The following is a 22,695-nucleotide window of genomic DNA, read 5'->3' as shown; positions in this document are numbered from 1 at the left end:
CGGGCAGATGCAGGACACAAACGCTTTGATACAAATGGCAAATGGGGGATCTGCCCCACTTGCCGCAGGGGATGAACACGCGCCGCAAGTTGTTCCGCGCACATTGACCGGTCGGCAAAAAGCGGCCGTTGTCGTGCGCCTTCTGTTGAACGAAGGCGCCGATGTTCCACTTGAGGAATTGCCAGACGACCTGCAAGAGACATTGACCCATCAACTTGGTCAAATGGGCCTTGTCGATCGCGTCACTCTAGGCGTGGTGGCCCAGGAATTCAGCGACGCTCTGGACAATGTCGGGCTTGCTTTTCCACATGGGCTTGCAGGTGCACTGGATGCGATGAACGGAAAGATCGCACCATCGACGGCCGCGCGCCTGCGCAAGCTTGCCGGGGTGCGCCAAATCGGCGACCCTTGGCAACGCCTGCGTGACGTACCCGTTGAGGATCTTGCCAAAATGGCTCAGTCGGAAAGCATCGAGGTGGCGGCCGTCATGCTTTCAAAGATGGATACCGCACAGGCGGCGCAGATGCTGGCCCATATGCCGGGCCCGGTTGCGCGGCGCATTACCTATGCCATCTCGAAAACAACAAATGTCACCCCCGAAGCGGTTGAACGTATTGGCTGGTCGCTGGCCGCGCAACTGGATCAGCGGCCTGCTCAGGCTTTCGACAATGGTCCCGACGCACGCGTGGGCGCGATCCTGAACCAGTCGGCGGCCGCAACACGCGACGACTTGTTGAACGCATTGGACGAGGACGATGCCGAATTTGCGGATCTGGTACGCCAATCGATCTTCACTTTTGCCCATATCCCAAGCCGTATCGCGGCCCGCGACGTTCCCGCCATCCTGCGTGAAGTGGAACAGCCGGTTCTTGTCACCGCATTGGCAGGTGCCGCCGCAGATGATGACAAGGCATCCGTTGAATTCATTCTGTCAAACATTTCGTCCCGCATGGCCGATAATCTGCGCGAGGAAATGGCCGAACGTGGGCGCGTCAAACAATCGGAAGCCGAAGATGCCATGACACAGGTCGTGGCCGCCGTTCGCGTTCTGGTCGATGCCGGGTCCATTGTTCTGATCGAAAACGATGACGAGGAAGATGCAGCCTGACCCCGCGAACCCACGGGTATTGCGCGATCCGGCCACCTGCTGCGGGTTCAGGTTTTCCGCCCGTCTGGGCGCTTGAGCTTGCAGGCATCGGGCTGTATGTCTTTCTCAGCAATTCGCAACACGCGGTGAGACACCTCCATGCCCGTTGAAAAGTCGGAGCTCAGCCGGTTTGAGCTTGGGAAATACTATGTCGCCAACCTGTTTCTGCAGGGGGTCATCCGCGTTATGCGCATGCTTCCGTATGAGCGGCGTATTGCAACGATGGGGGCCATCGTGCGGTTTCTGGCACCTGTTGTCGGGTTTCGCAAACGTGTTCGTCGGAATCTGAAGCTTACTTGCCCGGACTTGCCTGAAGCCGAAGTCAGGCAGATCTGCCGCGATGTGCCGGACAATGCCGGTCGTGCGATCATGGAACATTTTTCTCCGGAAGACTTTATCGAACGGCAGAGCAAGGCCAAGATTTCTGGGCCAGGTATCACTGCATTAGACGCGGCTGTTGCCGAGGGGCGTCCGGTCATGATGATTACGGCGCATTTCGGTCACTACCTGGCAGCGCGCATCGCCTTGCAGACATACAGCGGTCAGCCCATCGGCTGCCTGTATCGGCGGATGGCCAACCCGTATTTCAACGACGCTTATGTCGAAGCCTTCTACAAGACAGGCGCCCCGATGTTCGAACAGGGGCGGCGCGGAATGGTCGAGATGGTACGCTCGTTGAAAAAGGGCGGGATCATTGCCATCGTTTCCGATCTTCATGCAATGGGCGGTGAGGAACTGATGTTCTTCGGCAAACCCGCCGTGACATCCGTGCTGAACGCCGAGTTGGCCATCAAATACAATGCCGAGCTGATTCCGTGTTACGCGGTGCGTCAGCCCAACGGTATCGATTTTGAGATCGTTCTGCACGAACCGGTTCCGCACACGGACCCTAAAACCATGACCCAGTTCACCAATGACGATCTGGAAAAGATGGTGCGGCAGCATATGGGGCAATGGTTCTGGATTCACCGTCGCTGGAAACATTGGAACGGGTTGGGCATCAAACCGGAAGAAATGCCCTGATCACTTGACCCGGGTGGCGGCAACAATCGGCCCTTCCCCGGCCCTTTGAACCAGAACGACTGCCGGCAGGTCCAAACCAAGCTGAACCGTGAATGATTGCGGTGCAGTTCCATCCCATTGCCCCGCAATCTGCCAGGCCTCAACGACATTGGCATAGTCCAGCTCGTGCCCGGCCAGCTCTCCACGACGGATCGAAGCGTGACGCATGGGAGAATACTGAACCACATGCACGTCATAGGTATCGCCTTTCGGCAACTCGACGGGCGTCACATCCACTGTCACTTCATCGGCTGAGCGCACGGCCGTCACAAGCGCTTCGGGCGCTGCTTTCAGATGCGCTTCGATCAATCGATCAAGTTCACGGGATTGCGCCCCGACGATGTCGTGCTGCCCGTTGATCACCATCTGCGGGGTATAGATCATGGAACGCCCCCCCTCGCGGGCATAAGCCCGCTGCCGAAGCGTATGATCGGGGTTCGCATATTCGTCCTTCCACCCGATATAGTCCCAGTAGTCGACATGCAAAGCCAGCCCTATGACGTCGTCGCGCTTGGCCAAATCATGCATGATCCGATCCGCCGGCGGGCAGGATGAACACCCCTGAGACGTGAACAGCTCGACCACAACCGGGTCTTCCTCGGCCGCGACCTGTACCGCCACAAGGCAGGAAAACACGGTGGTCAAGGCAATGGATCTGAACATGTGAACTCTCGGGTTGAGCGGTTGGATCTCAGGGATAGCTGCTTTGACACTCAACAGCCAATCAAGGTTTCTTGAGGCTTTGATACATTCCCTCCGCGAAAAAGTGTACAATAGTATACAAAATTGCCTCTCATTGCGTGTTCAGCCTTGAACACGGGGGCTTGGTGATGCAGATAACACTCAGCAAATCCTAATATCCAAGTCATTTGAGAGGGAGGCCACAGATGCCCATCAAAGTCGGACAGGATACCGCCAAAACGCGCCACAGTCTGAGCGTGAATGGTAAATCCATTTCCTATTATTCGATCCCCGCCGCGCAAGAGGCCGGTCTGGGCGATTTCTCGAAACTGCCTGCCGCACTCAAGGTGGTGCTGGAAAACATGTTGCGGTTCGAGGATGACGGGTTCTCGGTCTCGGTCGATGACATCAAAGCTTTTGCCGAATGGGGGGCCAACGGTGGCAAAAACCCTCGTGAAATCGCCTATCGCCCTGCCCGCGTACTGATGCAGGATTTCACCGGCGTTCCGGCCGTGGTGGATCTGGCCGCGATGCGTGATGGCATCAAGGCGCTGGGCGGCGACGCGCAAAAGATCAACCCGCTGAACCCGGTCGATCTGGTCATCGACCATTCCGTCATGATCGACGAATTCGGCAACCCGCGTGCGTTCCAGATGAATGTGGACCGTGAATATGAACGCAATATGGAACGGTATCAGTTCCTGAAATGGGGTCAGGGTGCATTCAACAACTTCCGCGTTGTTCCCCCCGGCACAGGTATCTGCCACCAGGTGAACCTTGAATATCTGGCCCAGACCGTCTGGACGGACACCGACCAGAACGGTGAAGAAGTCGCCTATCCCGACACGCTGGTCGGCACCGACAGCCACACCACCATGGTCAACGGCATGGCCGTGCTGGGCTGGGGTGTCGGCGGGATCGAGGCCGAGGCCGCGATGCTGGGTCAACCGATCTCGATGCTGATCCCCGAGGTCGTGGGCTTTGAGCTGACCGGTGATCTGGTCGAAGGCACAACCGGCACCGACCTGGTTCTGAAGGTCGTGGAGATGCTGCGCGAAAAAGGCGTGGTGGGCAAGTTCGTCGAATTTTACGGCGAAGGCCTGGATCGTCTGCCGCTGGCCGACCGTGCGACCATCGCCAACATGGCCCCTGAATACGGCGCGACATGCGGCTTTTTCCCGATTGACGGCGAAACGCTGCGCTACATGCGCAACACCGGCCGCGACGAGGATCGCATCGCGCTGGTTGAAGCCTACGCCAAGGAAAACGGTTTCTGGCGCGATGAAAACTATGCGCCGATCTACACCGATACCCTGTCGCTGGATATGGGCACGATTGTTCCGGCAATCTCGGGGCCCAAACGCCCGCAAGATTATGTTGCGCTGACTGACGCCAAAGCCGCTTTCGCCAAGGAAATGGCCGAGACCTTCAAGCGCCCGATGGGCAAACAGGTCGAGGTCAAAGGCGAAAACTATGGCATGGAATCGGGTAAGGTCGTGATCGCCTCGATCACGTCCTGCACCAACACGTCGAACCCTTACGTGATGATCGGAGCGGGCCTCGTGGCGCGTAAGGCAGCCGCGCTGGGGCTGGATCGCAAGCCTTGGGTCAAAACCTCACTGGCACCGGGGTCGCAGGTTGTGTCCGCTTACCTCGAGGCCGCAGGCCTTCAAGAGGATCTGGACAAGATCGGCTTCAACCTTGTCGGATACGGCTGCACCACATGTATCGGCAACTCGGGGCCGATCCAGAAAGAAATCTCGGAGGCCATTGCGGAAGGCGATCTGGTCGCCACTTCGGTCTTGTCCGGCAACCGCAACTTCGAAGGCCGCATCTCGCCTGACGTGCGCGCAAACTATCTGGCTTCGCCGCCTCTGGTCGTCGTGTACGCCCTGGCAGGCACCATGGACATCGACCTGACATCCGAACCGATCGGTCAGGACAAGGACGGCAACGACGTCTATATGAAAGACCTCTGGCCGACGCAGCAGGAGGTTGCGGAACTGGTCGAACAGACCGTCACGCGCGAAGCGTTCCAATCGAAATACGCCGACGTCTTCAAAGGGGACGAGAAATGGCAGTCGGTCGAAACCACCGATGCGGAAACCTATGACTGGCCGCCGACATCGACCTATATCCAGAACCCGCCCTATTTCCAAGGCATGGGCCCCGAACCGGGCACGATTTCCAACATCGAAGGCGCCAAGGTTCTGGCCATTCTGGGTGACATGGTCACGACCGACCACATCTCGCCCGCGGGGTCATTCGCGACGACCTCGCCCGCAGGCCAGTACCTGATCGAACGTCAGGTTCAGCCGCGTGAATTCAATTCATATGGTTCACGTCGCGGCAACCACGAGGTGATGATGCGCGGCACTTTCGCCAACATCCGCATCAAGAACGAAATGCTGGACGGCGTCGAAGGCGGTTACACCAAAGGCCCGGACGGTGAACAGACGTCAATTTATGACGCCTCGATGGCCTATCAGGCGAACGGCACCCCGCTTGTGGTATTCGGTGGCGAGCAATATGGCGCGGGCTCAAGCCGCGACTGGGCGGCCAAGGGCACGGCGCTGCTGGGCGTCAAGGCCGTAATCGCCGAGAGCTTTGAGCGAATCCACCGTTCAAACCTTGTTGGCATGGGGGTCATTCCGTTCGAGTTTACAGGTGGCGACACCCGCAAAACCCTGGGGCTGAAAGGGGATGAAACCGTTTCGATTCACGGGCTGGATACGATCGAGCCGCTACAGGAAGTCCCCTGCACGATCGTTTATGGCGATGGAACCGAAAAGACCATCACCCTGAAATGCCGCATCGATACCGCGCCCGAGATTGAATACATCGAAAACGGAGGCGTGTTGCATTACGTCCTGCGCAATCTTGCGAAGGCATCATAACCGATAGCAAAGCGTGCAATTCAAACCCCCGGCCACCCGCCGGGGGTTTTTTTGTATTCTGGTCATTTATTCGAAAACCTGAAACTGTTGGGCAAGGTCATCAACGGAAAACCAAACGCCATGAAGAAACCCAACGCCCTGCTGGTATGTTCGCTCAGCGTAATTGCCGTGGTCGGGATATGGGGTGTCGTGGACATTCAAAGCCTGGTGACCTGGGCAAGCGGCATCGTCCAGCAGACCTTCCACAGCCGCGGCTGGTTCGTGATGCTCGCCGCTTCGGGCATGTTGATCGGATGCCTGTTTCTGGCATTTTCACCCTATGGAAACATTCGCCTCGGCCGGGATGACGAGGAGCCAGAGTTTTCCACCGCCACATGGATTTCAATGTTGTTCTCCGCCGGTATGGGCGTCGGCCTGCTGTTTTGGGCGGTGGCGGAACCGCTGACCCATTTCAACTTCATCTCCGGCATGGCACCGGATTTCATCGCGGCGCAGCAGGCGATGCTGGCGACAAATTTCCATTGGGGGCTGCATGCCTGGGCGATTTATGGCTCCACCGCGCTGACAATTGCCTATTTCAGTTTTCGGCGTGGTACGGGGATGATGGTCAGTGCGCCGATCAAGAACCTGTTTCCCGGTGAACGCTGGGCGGAACGCGTCGGGTGGCTTTCGGACTTCATGGCGATCATCGCCATTGCCATTGGTGTCGGTGGCTCCATGGCCATGGGCGTGTTTCAGGTGGCAGACGGCATCGCAGTGCTGGGCGGTCGGGAAACGGTCGGCGCCCTTTTGATTGGTGTCGTGTTTCTGGCAATGGTTGCTGCGTATATCCCGGCACTCATGATCGATCTGGGCCAGGGCATGGCGCGCCTGTCCAATGCCGCCATGCTGATCGCAATCGGCCTTGTTGCCTACACGGTGGTCCTTGGCCCCACCGAATACCTTCTGAATACCATCGTTCAGGGGTTCGGCGACTATGTCACCGATGTCATTCCCAGGGGATTTCAGACCTTTACGTTCTTCAGCGATGACGTCACCAGATGGTTCAGCGACTGGACCCTGACCTACATGGTCTGGTGGATTGCCTGGGGCCCGTTCGTGGGCGTCTTTGTCGCCCGCATCTCTCGCGGTCGCACGATACGGGAATTCGTGATCGGCGTCCTGTTCGCCCCCACGCTGTTTTCAATCCTCTGGTTCGGTGCCTTTGGTGGCATTGGCCTGTTCGAGGCACTCAATGGTGCGGGCGAACTGCTGGCCTATACACAGACAAACATCGAACGCGTGACCTTCGCCCTGCTCGACCGACTTCCACTTTCCGTGATCACCACGCTTGCAACGGTACTGGCCGCCTTTCTATTCATCGTGACCAGCGTCGTAAGCGCGGCATTTGTTCTGGGCACCTTCTCGACGGGCGGGGACGAGAATCCCCCGCCGCGTGTGCGTCTGATCTGGGGGGGATTGCTGGGACTGCTGAGCGTTGCAATGATCCTTTCGGGATCCGTGGACTCGGTGAAGATCCTCATCTCGCTTGGCGCATTGCCCTTTGTCTTCATTTCGGTCCTGCTGATGGTTTGCTTGTTCCGCGGGCTCAGAGAGGAGGGCCAACGCAATGCTGATCGGTGATCTCACGGACACATTGATGAACCTTGTCACCTTCGCTTTCATCGCGGCAATGCTCTGGATATTGCTGCGCAAGTGACAGCAATCCGGCAGCGCAAAAAACAACGTTGAATCCTGGGCGCTTTGCCGGTCATCTGAGTTCATGGAAAAAGTTGCACTGATAACCGGTGGCGCACGTGGAATTGGGCGGGCAATAGTCGAAGACCTGCGCGGTGATCACCATGTCGCCTTCACCTGGTTGGCCAGCCACCCCGATTCAGAATTACTGAAAGGTGACGTTCTGGCGGTTCAGTCTGACCTTACAAAAGACAACCAACCCAACCGGGTGGTCGAAAAGGTCATTGATCACTTCGGGCGACTGGACGTGATCGTGAACAACGCTGGTCTTGTTCGCTCCACTCCGAAACAAGAGTTTCAGGCCGCGGACCATCGCGCCATTCTTGACCTCAACGTGCTGGCCCCCGCCGCGTTGCTTGCTGCGGCGTTGCCGCATCTGAAACGCGGCGCTTCGATCGTCAGCATCTCATCGATGAACGCAACATTGCCACCGCGCGACGCCGCGACCTATGGGGCAAGCAAGGCCGCGCTGAACCTCTGGACGCGCGCCATGGCGAAAGAGCTTGGCCCGGACGGAATCCGCGTCAACGCGGTTGCGCCGGGTGCCATCAACATCCCCGAAGACCCCCGTCCTGACGATCTGACATCGCTATTCGTCAAGGAAACGGCGCTGGGCCGGATCGGAACTCCGGAAGACATTGCCAGGGTCGTTCGGTTTCTGGCCTCGGACGCGGCGGGATTCGTAACCGGAGAGGTTCTGGGCGTGACCGGAGGCTATCGCTTGTAAGATAGCTTAAACCTCGTTTTTCAAATTGCTCAACCGCCCGCAGCCTTTTCCAACGCCGGACGCAGAGTGTTTTCAATGACACGCTGCGTAATCGGGCCGGCAAAGCGCAGAATGATCGTGCCGTCGCCATCAACCACATAGGTTTCGGGAACGCCGTAAAGGCCCCAATCCAATGCCATGCGACCCTTCTCATCACGTCCAATCGCGGCGTAGGGATCGCCAAGCTCGGTCAAAAAGGCTTGGGCGTTGTCCAGCTGGTCTTTGTAGTTGATGCCATAGACCGGGATGCCTTCGGCGGCCAGGGCCTCCAGATTGGGATGCTCGGCGCGGCATGGTGCGCACCAGCTGGCCCAGTAGTTGACCAGCTTGACCTCTCCATCCCGCAGCGAGGCGTCATCAAACAGCTTCTTTTCCGGGAACTCGCTCAGAACCACGGGCGGAGCCGGTTGGCCTTCGCGGGCAGAGGGCAACGCGTTGGGGTCTTCCCGGAACATACCGATCCCGGCCAATACGGCGAACGCGCCAAAAATCAAAGGCGGCGCGATCATCAGGGGCGATATCTTAGCCATTTCGCGAAATCCTTTGTTCGATCTTTTCCATTTCAGTGCGTACCTTGCGCCCTCGCATCACGCTGAACACAATCAATGCCACCAGCAGCACGATGGACACGGCATAAGACGACAAAACCGCGTCAGCATATTTTCCAAGATCGGGGATCATCCGCCTACCCTTTCCCGCGCCTGCAACGCCTTGATGCGCCGCGCGCGGATTTCAGTTCCGGTGCGGTACAGCACCAAAGCGATGAACAGCAGCACAAATCCGATAATGCACAGCAACAGCGGATAGAAGTAGATATTGCTGACTTTTTCTTCCGTATCGGCCCCGGTCACGGCTGCCGCGCGCATGACTGATGCGCCCTGATGCAGGCCCTGGTTCCAGAAGTTGACCGCATATCGGCTGAGCAGCGCGAACACGGATCCGACCAGACACAGAACCGAAGTCAGGTCCGCCGCAGTGTCCGGATCCTCGATGGCTTCCCACAACGCGACATAGCCAAGATAGAACAGGAACAGGATCAGAAACGACGTCAGGCGCGGATCCCACGCCCACCAGGTGCCCCACATGGGCTGTGCCCAGATCGCCCCGGTCAGCAACGCAATCAGGGTCATCACGATCCCGATCGGCGCAGCCGCCCGTGCCGCCAGCGCGCTGACATGATGACGCCGCACCAGCCAGACCAGAGAAGTTGCCAACATCATCAGCCAGCAATTGATCGCCATCAGTGCCGCCGGGACGTGCAGATAGATGATCTTGACCGTCGACCCTTGTTTGTAGTCGTCCGGCGTGAAGAAGAACCCCCAGACCAGCCCGACGACGATGCAGAAGATCGAGACGATCCAGAAAAACGGCAGGACACGTTCACTGGTCGCAAGAAACTTGCGCGGGTTGGCGTATTCCCAGAGGGCATTGGCTTTGGCTGCTATCGACATGGGCCCTATCTAGTCCGAGTTGGGGGTTTTCTCAATTGACATCAGTCAAAGTTGGGACGGTTCACCGCAGATTGATGCGTAACACAGCCGCGCTGGCAAAGGGCAACAACGCGATGGTGGCCGCCGTGATCCCCGCCAGCATCAACAACGGCGTCTGCACGTCCATCCCCGTTGCCCCACGCCGGGCGACCTCGGCCCCGAAAATCAGGGTGGGGACGTAAAGCGGCAACACCAGAAGCGACAACAGCAACCCGCCGCGCTTGAGACCGACGGTCAAGGCAGCGCCGAATGTTCCGATCACGCTCATGGCCGGGGTGCCGATCAGCAGCGAGATGACAAGCCAGAAGAACCCTTGCGCAGGCAGGTTCAGCAAGACCCCCAGAAAAGGTGCGGCCAGAACCAAAGGCAGGCCTGTGGTCAGCCAGTGGGCCATCGCCTTGATGGTCACGACTGATTCCAGTGGCAGCGGCGCCGTGGCCAGCAGGTCCAGTGACCCGTCCTCCCAGTCCAGCGCCAGAAGACGGTCAAGAGACAGCAGGCAAGCCAGCAACGCCCCCAGCCAGAGCACACCGGGGGCAATGGTGGACAGCAGTGACGATTGTGGCCCCACTGCAAACGGCACCATCACGGTCACGATCAGGAAAAAGGCCAATCCCAAACCAAACCCGCCGCCCGCACGGAAGGCCAGTTTCAGGTCGCGCAGCAGAAGGGCGATCACAGGAAGCCTCCGTCGAAATCGTCAATGGGTTTGGGTTTGGCCTTGTTCGGGCCGACGTCCAGAACCTCACCATCGAGGCCAAGGTCGATATGGGTCGCGATCAGGGCTGACCCACCCTGCCCCAGATGCGCGCGGACTGCATCGGCGAACATCTGCACCGCATTTCTGTCCAGAGAAACGGTCGGCTCGTCCAGCATCCAGATCGGCCGCCCGGTGACCAGCATGCGTGCCAGCCCCAGCCGCCGTTTCTGACCTGCCGACAGGTTCCCTGCATGGCGATCCGCCAGCTCGTTCAACTGGAACGCGTCCAACGCCGTCTGGATGCCGTTGGTTCCAAAAACAGAAGCCCAGAACGTCAGGTTCTCGGATACAGTCAGCGTCGGTTTCAGCCCGTCCGAATGGGACGCATATGCAATCTGATCTTCCGCGCCCTGAATCTGACCCTTCAGCGGCGGCTGCAACCCGGCCAATGTGCGCAGAAGGGTCGTTTTGCCGATCCCGTTCGGCCCACGCAGAATCAGCGCTTTGCCAGGAGGCAGCTGAAAGCTGAGATGCTCCAGGACGGGAATGCCACCACGGGTGATCGACAGGTCGGTTACAATCAGAGTCATGAGACCCGCTTATCGGAATGTCATCAGAGGCAAAAGGTGGGATTTGCCGCAGTTCGGTTGTGGGAGCTCTGAGCAGAGAGGTCCGAGTGAGGGGCCAGCCCCTCACAAACCCCGGGATATTTTCAGCCAGATGAAGTGATCCCGTCAGACCGGGATCAGAGCAAGCGCTATTCGGCGACCTTCAGAGAGCAAGACATTGTAGGTGCGGCACGCAGCCGGAGAATTCATGATTTCGACGCCGACACCGGCACTCTCCAGCTGGGTGCGCAAAGACTGGGGAATGTGGGCCATGTCTTTGCCCGTACCGACAAGCAGAACGTCAATTCCATCGGCCAGCTCCAGAAGTGGCTGCGCATCTTCATAACCGCCCCAGGTGGCAGGTCCTGCGGGGCCCGTCAGAACGGCGCCTTCGAACACATCACCGCCAATGCGAAAAAAACCGGGGCCATAGCCATCAACCGGTTTGGCATCTGAAAACGTAACTTGGTTCAGGCGCATTTCTTCCCTCCTTCAATCCAGGATCGGCAAGCCGGACACGACTGCTATCAGAATGACCGAATAAGCCGCAGCGCGATAGATCCGTTCGAGCTTTGGATCGAACAGAGCCTTGCCGATCAGTGTCGTGGTCAGATAGGGCAAGCCCAGCAGCAGGACAATCCAAAGGATCGACAGATCCGCAGCGCCTCCGATCAGGATGCTGAAGACGATGGCCACGTCCAGCAAAGCCAGAAAGATGATCGTGTTGGCACGAATCTTGCGTACGTCTGAAGAGCTGGCCAGATAGAATACGATAACGACCGGGCCGGTCAGTCCGGTCATGCCGCCGATCACGCCTGCGCTGCCTCCGATGGCCAGCCGTCCGGGTACACCCAGTCGCCCCTGCCAGCGCCAGCCAGTGACGATCGCCAACAGGGTCACGCCGGTGATACCGCAGGCGATCCAGCGCAGAACGACCGTGTCGGCCTGTGCCATGACCCAAAGGCCAAGCGGCACGGTTAATGCCGCTGCAACGCCCAAAGTGCTGATTTCGGTCTTGTCGCATTCACGCCATGCCTGCGGCGCCAGCGCAAAGGTCGATACGATCCCGGTGGCTGCCATCAGAAAGACGACATCGGCAATCGGCAGAAATTGAGTGGCCACCGGAACAAAGATCATCGCGGTGCCAAAACCAGTGAAGCCGCGGACAAGTCCCGCGGCTCCGATGGTAAGAACCAACCAACCCAGCCCCGGCAGGGACAAGGCCTGTTGCAACGCCTCAGGCATCAATATTGGCAAACTGGTTGCCCGCCGTGTTCGACGGCTTGGACCAGTCGCGCTTGACCCCCAGCCACAACAGGATGGTCGAGGCGACGAAGACCGATGAATAGGTGCCCACGATCACGCCCCAGATCATCGCGAATACGAAGCCGCGGATCACATCGCCACCCAGAACATAAAGTGAGATCAACGCCAGCAACGTGGTGACCGAGGTCATCACCGTCCGGCTGAGCGTCTCGTTGATCGAAATGTTCAGCACCTCTTTGAGGTCTTTCTTTTTGTACTTCCGCAGATTCTCTCGCACCCGGTCGAAAACGACCACGGTATCGTTCAGCGAATAACCGACGATGGTCAGAAGGGCCGCGATAATGGCCAGGTCAAACCGGATTTGCAGTTCCGAGAAGATGCCGATGGTCAGGATCACATCGTGAACCAGTGCCGCCACGGCCCCCAGCGCGAACTGCCATTCGAACCGTAGCCAGATATAGACAAGCACCGCGCCAATCGCCAAAGCCACCGCGATGACGGCGGTCTGGATCAACTCGCCCGAGACCTTGGGGCCCACGGATTCTACGGAGACGAACTGAATATCAGGTATTACCTGCTGCAACGCGTCCTCTACGGCGGTGATGGTCGCTGCTTCGACAGCCTCGGCATCTTCCTGCGCCTGGATGCGGATCATCGCAACGTTTTCGTCATCCGCAAAGGTTGGATCGAAAATCTCGGTGATGGTCACATCGCCCAGTTCCAGTGGGGCGATGGCATCTCGGTATGTGCCCACATCGATCTCGACCGCGCTTTGCGTCCGGATCGTCGTGCCACCCCGGAAATCAATACCGAAATTCAGCCCTTGCAGCATGAACGAGGTGAAGGCAATCACCATCATCAGGCCGGAAATGCCCAACCAGACCTTCCAGCGGTTGAAGAAATCGAACGAGGTGTTCTGGGGTACGAGTTTCAGTCTCATGTCAAACCTCGATCGTTTTCGGACGGCGGCGTTCGAACCACATCACGACCATCAGGCGCGTCACGAAGATCGCGGTGAAGACCGAGGTCAGAATGCCGAGGCCCAGAGTGATTGCAAAGCCGCGCACAGGGCCACTGCCCATGGCAAACAGGATCACGGCGGTGATGAATGTGGTCACGTTCGCGTCCAGAATGGCAGACAGCGCCTTTTCATAGCCCAGTTCGATTGCGCGCGCCGGACCTTTGGCGGATTTCAATTCCTCGCGGATACGTTCAAAGATCAGCACGTTGGCGTCCACCGCCATACCGACAGTCAATACGATCCCCGCGATACCCGGCAGGGTCAAGGTTGCTCCGATCATGGACAGCAGACCGAACAACAGGCCCACATTGATGATCAGCGCGATGTTGGCGAAGATCCCGAACAGACCATAGCTGAGCGCCATGAAAACCAGTACTGCCACAAAGGCCACGATTGTGGCGACTTTACCCGCGTCGATACTGTCCTGCCCCAACTCGGGTCCGATGGTACGTTCTTCGAGGAATTCCAAACCGGCAGGCAGTGCGCCCGCTCGCAGCAAGACGGCCAGGTTGGTGCTTTCCTCAACCGTAAAGTTGCCGGTGATGATGCCCGAGCCGCCCGGAATATGACTTTGGATCACGGGGGCTGAAATCACTTCATCGTCCAGAACGATGGCAAAGGGGGCTCCGATATTGTCGCGGGTGTAATCCCCGAATTTGCGCGCACCAGACGTGTTGAACCGGAAGTTGACCGCAGGGCGGCCGTTTTGGTCGAATGCGGGCTGCGCATCGACCAGTTCCTCTCCGGTAACGACCGGAGCGGACTCAATTGTGTAGTAAACACCGCTTTCGTCAATCGACGGCACGATTTCCTCGCCGATGCCTGCAACGGCATCCGGATCGGTGCCGCGTCCGGCAACCGGGTTAAAGGTCAGTTGCGCCGTCGTGCCGATGATCTCTTTCAACTCACCCGCGCTGCCGATGCCAGGCACCTGAATCAGGATACGATCAGCACCCTGACGCTGAATGGTCGGCTCTCGGGTTCCCACTTCGTCGATCCGGCGGCGGATGATTTCCAACGATTGACGCACTGTGCGGTCGTCTGAGGCTAGTTTTTCTGCCTCGGACAACTGAACGACAATCGTGTCGCCTTCGGCACGTGCCTCGATATCCGTTGCCCCGACACCAGTCAGGGTCTGCACTTGACGGGCAAGACCGCGCACGACCTCCAGTGCCCGCGCCATGCCCTCAGGCTGGCTGATGCGCACGCGAATCTCATCTGGGGCCGATTCCTGACGGCGGACCGTCCCAACGGTCGAGCGCTCATCGCGCAGGGCGTCACGGATATCTGGCCACATCGCCTCCATCCGGGATTCGTAGACTTCCTGCACCTGAACTTCGGCCAACAGATGTGCACCGCCGCGCAGGTCAAGGCCCAGATTGACCAGTGACGAGGGCAGCCAGTTCGGCCATTGCCCCGCCTCGGCCTGCAACTCGGGCGTGTCCACGCCCAGCTCGATCGCAGCTTTGGCGTCGTTTGATTGCTCGACCCGTGTGTAAAACGCATTTGGCAGGGCCATGATCAGGCCAGTCACGCAGACCAGCCAGATCAGAACCCGCTTCCAGGTATCAATGTGCAGCATTACCCTGCCTTTTCAAGGATTTGTAAGGTGGTGTTATTTCGCGGGTTCGGTTTTGTTCAGAACCTGAGCGATGGTCGATTTGACGACACGCACTTTGACACCTTCGGCGATCTCGACTTCGATCTCGTTTTCGCCTTCCTTGACCTTCGACACTTTGCCGATCAGCCCGCCCTGGGTGACAACCTGATCCCCCCGACGCACGGCATCGACCATGGCCTGATGTTCCTTCATTTTCTTCTGCTGCGGACGGATCAGCAGGAAATACATGATCGCAAAGATCAGGATAAGCGGGAGAAACTGGGCGATTGCGCCACCTTCCATGGGATATTCCTTTGTTCAGATCTTGCGGCACCGTTCCGCAAATTTTGCCGGAACCTATGCTTTGAAATGCGTGTTTGCAAGCAAAGGTGGTCATGTGATTGGCCGCAACCTGACAAAGGTGCCACATGAACCGGTCAATCGTTGCAGATATGTCCTATGCAGATATCTCAATTTGGCTATAGTCGAACATCAGGGGGGGCAATGAGAGCTAGATACAAACCATTCCAATCGTTGACGCTTTTGCTGTCTGTGCTGACCTTGCTCCTGTGTCTGGCCGCACCGGTGAAGGCCCAGGAATTGCCTGCCGAAGCCACCGAACCCGAGGCGGAAGAAACCGAAAGTTTCAAGGCACCCGTCATCGTGGACGGCGACATGTTGTTCTTCCTGCGCGGCTCCAGCGCCCTGCCCGCGCCGGAACGTGCCGAAAGCGTGCAGAACAAGATCATTGAGGTGGCCGAAGCCTCGGAAAGCCCCACGGTCGACATCACCTTTGAAGAAACCGACCTGGGTATACGCATTCGCGCCGACGGTGAAATCGTATCGATCGTAACGGTTGCGGACGCCGAACTGGACCAGATGGAGCTGGACGTCCTCGGCTTCTTGCATGGTCAGGCCATCGAAGAGGCCATCCTTTCCTACCGCTCCAACCGTACAGATCAAGCCCGGGTATCCGGAGCGATTGAAGCCGCCGGATGGACCTCAGGCTTTGTCGTCTTCGTGCTGGTTATCCTTTGGCTGCACCGGCGGATCAGGCGGCGCACTCTGAAACTGGTAAAGCGTTATTTGAAGGATGTCGAAACGGCGACGGCCAAAAGCGTTCAGGCCGAAGCAATCGCAGCCCTGATCCGATACGGGTTGAATTTTGCCCTGTTGGTCATCTTCTTTCTCGGCTTCTACTATTACCTGTCCTTCGTTCTACTGGCCTTTGCGGAAACACGCTATTTCGCGCAACTGCTGCTTACCTATCTGACAGAACCGGTACTGCTGATATTCAAGGGAATACTCAGCTATATCCCAAACCTGATTATGCTCAGCCTGATCGCATGGGTCACGTTGTACATCATCAAGGGCATGCGCGTGTTCTTCGACGCGGTCGAAGCCGGTTCGTTCGAAATGGGCGATTTTGAAAAACACTGGGTCAATCCGACGTTCAACATCGCTCGGGTTATCGTGATTCTGATCGCGCTCGTCTTTGCCGTTCCCTACATTCCCGGTTCGGATTCGGCCGCCTTCCAGGGTCTGACCATTCTGGTCGGCGCCATGCTGTCGCTGGGTGCCAACTCGGTCGTGTCCAACATGCTGGCGGGGCTTTTCGTGATCTATCGCCGTTCCACGTCAATTGGCGACCGTATTCAGATCGGAGAGCATATCGGCGACGTGGTTCAAATCAAACTGATGGAGACGCATCTGAAATCCATCAAGAACGAGCTGATTTCGATCCCGAACGCCCAATTGATGAATTCAGACGTCGTGAATTTCTCGAAGAAAACCGATGGCAGTGGGTTGCTGCTGCACACGACGGTTGGCATCGGATATGAAGAACCGCCCGAAAAGGTCGAAGCAATGCTGATCGAGGCGGCCAACCGCACCAAGGGGATCAAGGCCAAACCTGAACCTTTCGTGTTGTGGACGGCGCTGGCCGACTACGCCATCAATTATCAGATCAACGGTTACACCACCCGCGGCAGCATCATTCCCAAAATCCGCTCGGACCTGCATCGCAACATTGTCGCCGTTTTCAATGAGAACAAAGTGCAGATCATGACGCCATCTTACATGGCTGATCCGCCAGAACCAAAAATCCCGGCGGATGAATGGGATGGTCATCTGGCACATGAATCGCACGAGGAAGCGGATAAGTCGTAACCGGCGCTACACCCTGCCCCACAGATGGTGCATAAGCGGTTTCAGTGATTCACGCATTCAAGGATCTGAGACATGCACGACATCCGCGCCATTCGCGAAAACCCTGCCGCTTTCGACGCCGCTTTAGCGCGCCGTGGGGACGCGCCGGTGTCGTCAGATTTGCTCAGGCTGGACGAAAGCCGTCGCGCCAAGATTCTGGCGGCCGAAACAGCGCAAGCCGAACAGAACAAGGCGTCCAAGGAAGTCGGGGCTGCCAAGGCTCGAGGCGACGAAGCCGAATTCGAACGCCTGCGCGCGCTGGTCGCCGAGAAAAAGGCCGAAATCGCGCGCATGCAGACCGAGGCCAAGGATCTGGATGCCCTGCTGACGGATCAGTTGATCCGGATCGCAAATCTGCCCGCCGAGGATGTGCCGGATGGCGTGGATGAAAACGACAACGTCGAGATCAGCCGCTGGGGCACACCGCGTGAACTGGATTTTGCGCCCAAGGAACACTTCGAGATCGAAGCCGTTCAGCAAGGCATGGATTTCGAAACCGCGGCCAAACTCTCGGGTTCGCGATTTGTGCTGTTGTCCGGTGGAGTCGCCCGTATTCATCGCGCTTTGGCGCAGTTCATGCTGGATACGCATATCACCGAAAACGGGCTGACCGAGGTGAATGGCCCGGTTCTGGTTCTGTCCGAGATGATGCAGGGCACCGGCCAATTGCCGAAATTTGGCGAAGACAGCTATCAGACCCGCGAAGGCTGGTGGCTTATCCCGACCTCCGAAGTGTCGCTGACCAATATCGTAAACGACAGTTTGATCGAGGAAAGCTATCTGCCCCGCCGCTACACCGCGCATTCCCTGTGCTTCCGGTCCGAGGCCGGATCCGCGGGCAAAGACACCCGCGGGATGTTGCGGCAACACCAGTTCGAAAAGGTCGAGATGGTTTCGATCACGCATCCGGACAAATCGGATGAAGAACAGAAGCGCATGCTGCACTGCGCCGAGGGCATTCTGGAAAAGCTGGGCATTCCTTACCGCACTGTCATCCTGTGTACCGGTGACATGGGCTTTGGCGCCCGCCGCACCTATGATATCGAGGCCTGGTTGCCCGGTCAGGACACCTATCGCGAGATCAGCTCGGTTTCGACATGCGGTGATTTTCAGGCCCGCCGCATGAACGCAAGGTTCCGCCCCGACGGTGGCGGCAAGCCGGAATACGTCCATACGCTGAACGGTTCGGGTTTGGCTGTTGGGCGTTGCCTGATTGCAGTGCTGGAAAATGGCCAGAACTCGGACGGCACCGTGACCCTGCCCGAAGTCCTGAGCCCCTATCTGGGCGGCAAACTGACCCTGCAACTGGACGGCACACTGGCCTAAAAAACGAAACCGGCACCACCGGGCGCCGGTTCACAATGCAAGACAGGGCGAAGGAATTTATTTCTTCGCCCTTTTCTTGTCCTTATTGCTATCTTTCTTCTTGTCACTTTTTTTCTTGCCCTTCTCGGCGTCTTTTTTGCTCTTCTTGGCGTCTTTTTTCTTTTCGTTCTTTTTCGATTTTTTGTCCTTCTTGGACTTTGCCTTCACCTTATCCTTGGCCTTGGAAAACGCGGCTTCCATTTCTTTGCGTTTCTTGGCGGCTTTTTCAGCTTTCGCCTTGGCCTTGGCCTTTTTCTTGGCTGCGGCTTCGGCTTTTTCGGCCGCCGCTTGTTCTTCTGCCGCTTTGCGTGCAGCTTCTTCCGCCCGTTTTTCTGCCGCTACAGCGGCCACGGTCTTGCGCGGGGCGGCTTTTCGTGTCGCCGGCTTTCGGGCGGCTGGTTTTGCGGCTGCTGGCTTCCGTGCCGCTGGCTTTCGTGCCGGCGCCTTGCGCGCGCCAGGCTTCCCGGCAGTGGGTGTTGCGGCTATTGCGGCTTTTGCGGCTTCGATCAATACGGCGGCTCGGCTCTCACCAACCCGAGGAACCTTGACCAGATCTGCCGGTGACGCCTTCGCTATCGCTTCTGCGGTCTTAAAGCCATTGGCTGCTAGGGCTTTTTCCAGCGCCTCTCCCACACCTTTTACGTCGGTCACTGCAGTCATCTAAGGGTCCTTTCTCTATCGCCCTGCCTCATCGCGTATACATTGGAAATGCATGTCCGCCAGTTCAGCGCTTGCCTTCTCAGAGCCAATGGATCAGCTATGCGCCAACCCAGCGGTTCGGTCATTTTTCGGGAATGGCACGAGGCGTTTCGCATCCTCATCCCAAAGCTTGAGGTTCAAAGCCGCTACTGCCTCGGGGAACTTGATCCGACGAGGCGTGAATTCAGGCGGCAGGTTATAGTGGCAGGCCCGCAACCGGTACGACGGGATACGTGCGTTGTAATGATGGATGTCATGTAGCGTGATGCAGGCGACGGCAGTATCGAACCACCATCCGAAATCCAGTGCAGAAGATCCATGCAACGCTGCAGTCTGCGGGTTCAGATCAGGACGGCGATCCCAATAGGTATCTTCAAAATTGTGTTGCAGATACACGAGAAACACACCCAGCATTCCGCCCAGAAAAGAAAACACCAGCCAGACCAGAATTCCGGTCATGCCCGCCACCAGGTACAACAGGCCCAAAAATACGATGATCGAGGCATTGTGCAGCAAGACGCCTTTGACACCGAAACGAACAGTGTTCTTGGGCCAGCGATAGCGAATGAAATATGTGAACAGCGCACCGACCGGCACCAGGATGAAAGGGTTTCGATACAGCCTGTAAAACAAACGAGTTTTCCAGTCCGCGTCCTGCCATTCCCGCAATGTCATGGTGTGAATTTCGCCGGTCTCACGATGCTCAAGGTTTCCGATCCCCGCGTGGTGCAGATTGTGGTTCTGTTTCATCACCTCGAACGGTGCAAAGGTGAATGGCGAAAGACCATGCCCTGCCCATTCGTTCTGCATTCGCGTTTCAAACAGCGAATGGTGCCCGCAATCATGTTGCAGCACATAAAGGCGTACCGCCGAAAAGGCGAAAACGATCCCGGCCGGGATCATGATGTACCAGCGATCCACGAATACGATCGCCAGAGACAACGATGCGAAATACACCGCAAACGTGCCGAAATAGCTCAGTGCAGCCAATCTGTTGTCCTGAACTGCGTAGTGTCTTGTGTATTCCCTCAGATCCATCCAGTCCGCTCCCCACGATGGTCCTGTATTAATCTGTTAAAAATCCAGGCGCGGCTTGACCGCGTGCAGGCAATGCATGTGCTGACAGATGCACACACATGAATGCTAACGCGCAGAACAGGGACTGTCACGCCCTCAGAGCGAAAACGCTGAAAATTGGCGCAGTTACGCGCTGGCGTCAGGATCACCGGCACTGAAAAACGCGAGCCTCTCAAACGAAGGAAGCGCCCGAGAAATACTGCCCTGAAGTGTCTCGAAAAGCTTCAACCGCATTCGCATGCCCCTCTGAGTTGACGCGTGGAGGCTACCGATCAGAAAAACAAACAGTTTTTTCAGGCCTGTTGATTGACTTTATCGAGAAATTTTTTGCCATTTGCGCCATTCATCTGCGTCTCGCTTGCGGGGTGCTCTTTTAACGGCTTCGGCACCTCATCCTCTGCCGCCATCTTGACTGGCAATGCAGTCCTGCACGAGTTGCGCGGTCGCGGGCTGCACCTCAATTCAGGATCGCAGTTTGGTCTATGGGGAACGCAGCGGCGTAAACATCGCCTTGCGCTCTGATCCTGCCAAGGCACTGCCTGTCGAGGTCAACGCAGGTGTACAGCGCCGCATAACAACGCTGGTTCCGCCCATATCGCGCAATCAAAACAAACGACCCAATGATGAGGCGGTCAGTTTGGTTTCGACATTTGACCTGACCTATGACAATGCCGACGCTTCCAAAGGTCTTTTCGGAGGTCGAACGCGAATTGCATCGATCTTCACGACAGGTTCAGCCGCGACCGAACTGGCGACGGCCATAGAACAGGGCAATGGGACGTCGGAGGGTATCGCCAATGCCGCAGAAGCGAACCGCGCATTCGTCCTTGGGAACGATTGAGACAACCTGCCTGTGTCATCAAAGCCCTGATTCTGGTGCGCAGCTTACCCGCGTCCCTTCAGATGCTTGGCCAATGCGCCCGCGTTTTTCTTGCGCCGACCCTTGTAGGGGTTCTTGTCCCCCTGCCCGCGCAGCGTCAGGCGGATCGGTGTTCCGGGCATGTCGAAATCCTGCCGTAAACCGTTCACCAAATAACGGGTATAGCTTTCAGGCATTTTGTCGGGATGCGAACACATCACCACAAACCCCGGAGGTCGGGTCTTGGCCTGCGTCATGTAGCGCAGTTTGATCCGGCGTCCCTGTGGGGCTGGCGGCGGGTGTTGTTCCAGCATCGCGGTCAGCCAGCGATTCAAGGCGGCAGTCGGCACCCGGCGGTTCCAGACGTCATGGGCGCGCAGGATCGCGGCGCGCAAACGCTCCAGTCCCCGGCCCGTCTTGGCGGAAACCGTGATCAGCGGCGCGCCGCGAAGTTGCGGCAGCAGACGGTCAAACGACTCCTTCAACTCGCGCAGCTTTTCCTGCTTGTTGTCTTCTATGTCCCACTTGTTGACGGCGACGACAACGGCCCGGCCTTCGCGCTCGGCCAAATCGGCAATCCGCAGATCCTGCTGTTCAAACGAGATCGCGGCGTCCAGCAACACAACGACGACCTCGGCAAATTTTACCGCGCGCAGGCCGTCGGACACGGAAAGCTTTTCCAGCTTTTCCTGTACTTTTGCTTTCTTGCGCATCCCTGCGGTGTCAAAGATCCGCATCGGCGTGCTTTGGCCGTCCGGGTCAGCCCAGTCGATTCGCAAACTGATTGCGTCACGCGTGATCCCGGCTTCTGGCCCGGTCAACAGACGGTCTTCGCCGATGATCTTGTTGATCAAGGTGGATTTGCCCGAATTCGGACGCCCCACCACCGCAACCTGCAAGGGCTTGGCCGCGGTGATCAGCGGCGTCTCACCCTCACCGTCTTCGTCCAGTTCAATGTCCGTTTGCGGGGCTTCCTCGACCTGTTTTTCCTCTGCCGCATCCGCCAGAGGCATCAGCTGCGCATAGAGGTCCGTCATCCCTTCACCGTGTTCGCCCGACAAGCGGACCGGTTCACCCAGACCAAGGTTGTAAGCTTCCAGAACACCCGCATCCGCAGCATTGCCTTCGGCCTTGTTGGCCGCAAGGATCACGTGCTTGGACCGTTTGCGCAGGATCTCTGCGAACATTTCATCCGTAGGTGTCACACCCACGCGCGCGTCGATCATGAACAGGCAAACATCAGCCATGTCCACGGCACGTTCCGTCAGACGGCGCATCCGCCCCTGAAGGCTGTCATCCGTCGCGTCCTCAAGACCCGCCGTATCAATCACTGTAAAGCGCAGATCGCCCAGACGCCCTTCGCCTTCGCGCAGGTCACGCGTCACGCCGGGCTGGTCGTCGACAAGGGCCAGACGTTTGCCCACAAGGCGGTTGAACAGGGTGGATTTGCCCACATTCGGGCGCCCCACGATGGCGAGGGTCAGCGACATGATACTCAACTTTCAAGACTCA

Annotated in this window: 22 protein-coding genes; 8 read left to right on the top strand and 14 right to left on the bottom strand. The window is 57.8% G+C overall.

Annotation, left to right across the window (positions count from 1 at the left end):
• Window positions 1–34: 34 nt before the first annotated feature.
• Window positions 35–1,108 (top strand): flagellar motor switch protein FliG, encoded by a 1,074-nt coding sequence (locus GOW09_RS02265; protein ID WP_371808020.1) that lies wholly within the window; start codon window positions 35–37, stop codon window positions 1,106–1,108.
• Window positions 1,109–1,246: 138 nt separating this feature from the next.
• A complete protein-coding gene (locus GOW09_RS02260) occupies window positions 1,247–2,170 on the top strand; it encodes a lysophospholipid acyltransferase family protein (RefSeq protein ID WP_171115324.1) in 924 nt (307 codons plus the stop codon).
• Here the strand turns inward: GOW09_RS02260 and GOW09_RS02255 are convergent, their stop codons facing one another.
• The gene (locus GOW09_RS02255; RefSeq protein WP_171115322.1) at window positions 2,171–2,872 is read right to left on the bottom strand and encodes a thioredoxin family protein; all 702 of its coding nucleotides are present in this window, start codon (window positions 2,870–2,872) and stop codon (window positions 2,171–2,173) included.
• Window positions 2,873–3,096: 224 nt separating this feature from the next.
• Between GOW09_RS02255 and acnA the strand changes: the two genes are divergently transcribed.
• The 3 genes from acnA to GOW09_RS02240 all read left to right on the top strand — a co-directional run bounded on the left by acnA (window position 3,097) and on the right by GOW09_RS02240 (window position 8,251).
• Window positions 3,097–5,787 (top strand): aconitate hydratase AcnA, encoded by a 2,691-nt coding sequence (gene acnA, locus GOW09_RS02250; RefSeq protein ID WP_171115320.1) that lies wholly within the window; start codon window positions 3,097–3,099, stop codon window positions 5,785–5,787.
• A gap of 120 nt (window positions 5,788–5,907) precedes the next feature.
• The gene (locus GOW09_RS02245) at window positions 5,908–7,410 is read left to right on the top strand and encodes a BCCT family transporter (protein WP_171115318.1); all 1,503 of its coding nucleotides are present in this window, start codon (window positions 5,908–5,910) and stop codon (window positions 7,408–7,410) included.
• 139 nt (window positions 7,411–7,549) lie between these two features.
• Complete coding sequence (locus tag GOW09_RS02240; RefSeq protein ID WP_171115317.1) at window positions 7,550–8,251, top strand: SDR family NAD(P)-dependent oxidoreductase; 702 nt, start codon at window positions 7,550–7,552, stop codon at window positions 8,249–8,251.
• A gap of 29 nt (window positions 8,252–8,280) precedes the next feature.
• Here the strand turns inward: GOW09_RS02240 and GOW09_RS02235 are convergent, their stop codons facing one another.
• The 10 genes from GOW09_RS02235 to yajC form a co-directional block, all read right to left on the bottom strand.
• Window positions 8,281–8,820 carry a DsbE family thiol:disulfide interchange protein gene (locus tag GOW09_RS02235; RefSeq protein WP_171115314.1) on the bottom strand — a complete coding sequence of 180 codons (540 nt, stop codon included), beginning with the start codon at window positions 8,818–8,820 and terminating at the stop codon, window positions 8,281–8,283.
• A complete protein-coding gene (gene ccmD, locus GOW09_RS02230; RefSeq protein ID WP_171115312.1) occupies window positions 8,813–8,971 on the bottom strand; it encodes a heme exporter protein CcmD in 159 nt (52 codons plus the stop codon). Before ccmD ends, GOW09_RS02235 begins: the two co-directional genes overlap by 8 nt.
• A complete protein-coding gene (locus tag GOW09_RS02225) occupies window positions 8,968–9,741 on the bottom strand; it encodes a heme ABC transporter permease (protein WP_171115310.1) in 774 nt (257 codons plus the stop codon). The genes ccmD and GOW09_RS02225 overlap by 4 nt, the downstream gene beginning before the upstream one ends.
• Window positions 9,742–9,802: 61 nt before the next feature.
• On the bottom strand, window positions 9,803–10,459 hold the full coding sequence (gene ccmB / locus GOW09_RS02220) for a heme exporter protein CcmB (protein ID WP_171115308.1): 657 nt from the start codon (window positions 10,457–10,459) through the stop codon (window positions 9,803–9,805).
• On the bottom strand, window positions 10,456–11,070 hold the full coding sequence (ccmA, locus tag GOW09_RS02215) for a heme ABC exporter ATP-binding protein CcmA (RefSeq protein WP_152458363.1): 615 nt from the start codon (window positions 11,068–11,070) through the stop codon (window positions 10,456–10,458). Before ccmA ends, ccmB begins: the two co-directional genes overlap by 4 nt.
• Window positions 11,071–11,214: 144 nt before the next feature.
• Window positions 11,215–11,568 carry an Mth938-like domain-containing protein gene (locus GOW09_RS02210; protein WP_152458364.1) on the bottom strand — a complete coding sequence of 118 codons (354 nt, stop codon included), beginning with the start codon at window positions 11,566–11,568 and terminating at the stop codon, window positions 11,215–11,217.
• 12 nt (window positions 11,569–11,580) lie between these two features.
• Window positions 11,581–12,333 (bottom strand): sulfite exporter TauE/SafE family protein, encoded by a 753-nt coding sequence (locus tag GOW09_RS02205; RefSeq protein WP_171116500.1) that lies wholly within the window; start codon window positions 12,331–12,333, stop codon window positions 11,581–11,583.
• Window positions 12,326–13,294: a protein translocase subunit SecF gene (gene secF, locus GOW09_RS02200; protein WP_171115306.1), complete on the bottom strand. Its 969-nt coding sequence runs from the start codon at window positions 13,292–13,294 to the stop codon at window positions 12,326–12,328. The genes GOW09_RS02205 and secF overlap by 8 nt, the downstream gene beginning before the upstream one ends.
• Window position 13,295: 1 nt before the next feature.
• A complete protein-coding gene (gene secD, locus GOW09_RS02195) occupies window positions 13,296–14,957 on the bottom strand; it encodes a protein translocase subunit SecD (protein ID WP_171115304.1) in 1,662 nt (553 codons plus the stop codon).
• 33 nt (window positions 14,958–14,990) lie between these two features.
• Window positions 14,991–15,278: a preprotein translocase subunit YajC gene (yajC, locus tag GOW09_RS02190; RefSeq protein WP_152458368.1), complete on the bottom strand. Its 288-nt coding sequence runs from the start codon at window positions 15,276–15,278 to the stop codon at window positions 14,991–14,993.
• 201 nt (window positions 15,279–15,479) lie between these two features.
• Here yajC and GOW09_RS02185 point away from each other — a divergent pair, with 201 nt between their 5' ends.
• Window positions 15,480–17,144 (top strand): mechanosensitive ion channel family protein, encoded by a 1,665-nt coding sequence (locus tag GOW09_RS02185; RefSeq protein ID WP_171115303.1) that lies wholly within the window; start codon window positions 15,480–15,482, stop codon window positions 17,142–17,144.
• Window positions 17,145–17,216: 72 nt separating this feature from the next.
• Window positions 17,217–18,509: a serine--tRNA ligase gene (gene serS / locus GOW09_RS02180; RefSeq protein ID WP_171115301.1), complete on the top strand. Its 1,293-nt coding sequence runs from the start codon at window positions 17,217–17,219 to the stop codon at window positions 18,507–18,509.
• A gap of 57 nt (window positions 18,510–18,566) precedes the next feature.
• Here the strand turns inward: serS and GOW09_RS02175 are convergent, their stop codons facing one another.
• Window positions 18,567–19,208, bottom strand: coding sequence for a helix-hairpin-helix domain-containing protein (locus tag GOW09_RS02175; RefSeq protein WP_171115299.1), 642 nt, complete (start codon window positions 19,206–19,208; stop codon window positions 18,567–18,569).
• 93 nt (window positions 19,209–19,301) lie between these two features.
• The gene (locus GOW09_RS02170) at window positions 19,302–20,285 is read right to left on the bottom strand and encodes a fatty acid desaturase (RefSeq protein ID WP_171115297.1); all 984 of its coding nucleotides are present in this window, start codon (window positions 20,283–20,285) and stop codon (window positions 19,302–19,304) included.
• A gap of 457 nt (window positions 20,286–20,742) precedes the next feature.
• Between GOW09_RS02170 and GOW09_RS02165 the strand changes: the two genes are divergently transcribed.
• Entirely contained in the window at window positions 20,743–21,165 is a 423-nt protein-coding gene (locus GOW09_RS02165; RefSeq protein ID WP_171614420.1) for a hypothetical protein, read from the top strand.
• Window positions 21,166–21,209: 44 nt separating this feature from the next.
• Here GOW09_RS02165 and der read toward each other — a convergent pair whose 3' ends face one another.
• Complete coding sequence (der, locus tag GOW09_RS02160; RefSeq protein WP_171115293.1) at window positions 21,210–22,673, bottom strand: ribosome biogenesis GTPase Der; 1,464 nt, start codon at window positions 22,671–22,673, stop codon at window positions 21,210–21,212.
• Window positions 22,674–22,695 lie beyond the last annotated feature (22 nt).

The organism is Ruegeria sp. HKCCA5463 (assembly GCF_013034175.1).
Lineage (GTDB): Bacteria > Pseudomonadota > Alphaproteobacteria > Rhodobacterales > Rhodobacteraceae > Ruegeria.
This window is presented reverse-complemented; position numbering and strand designations above follow the sequence as displayed.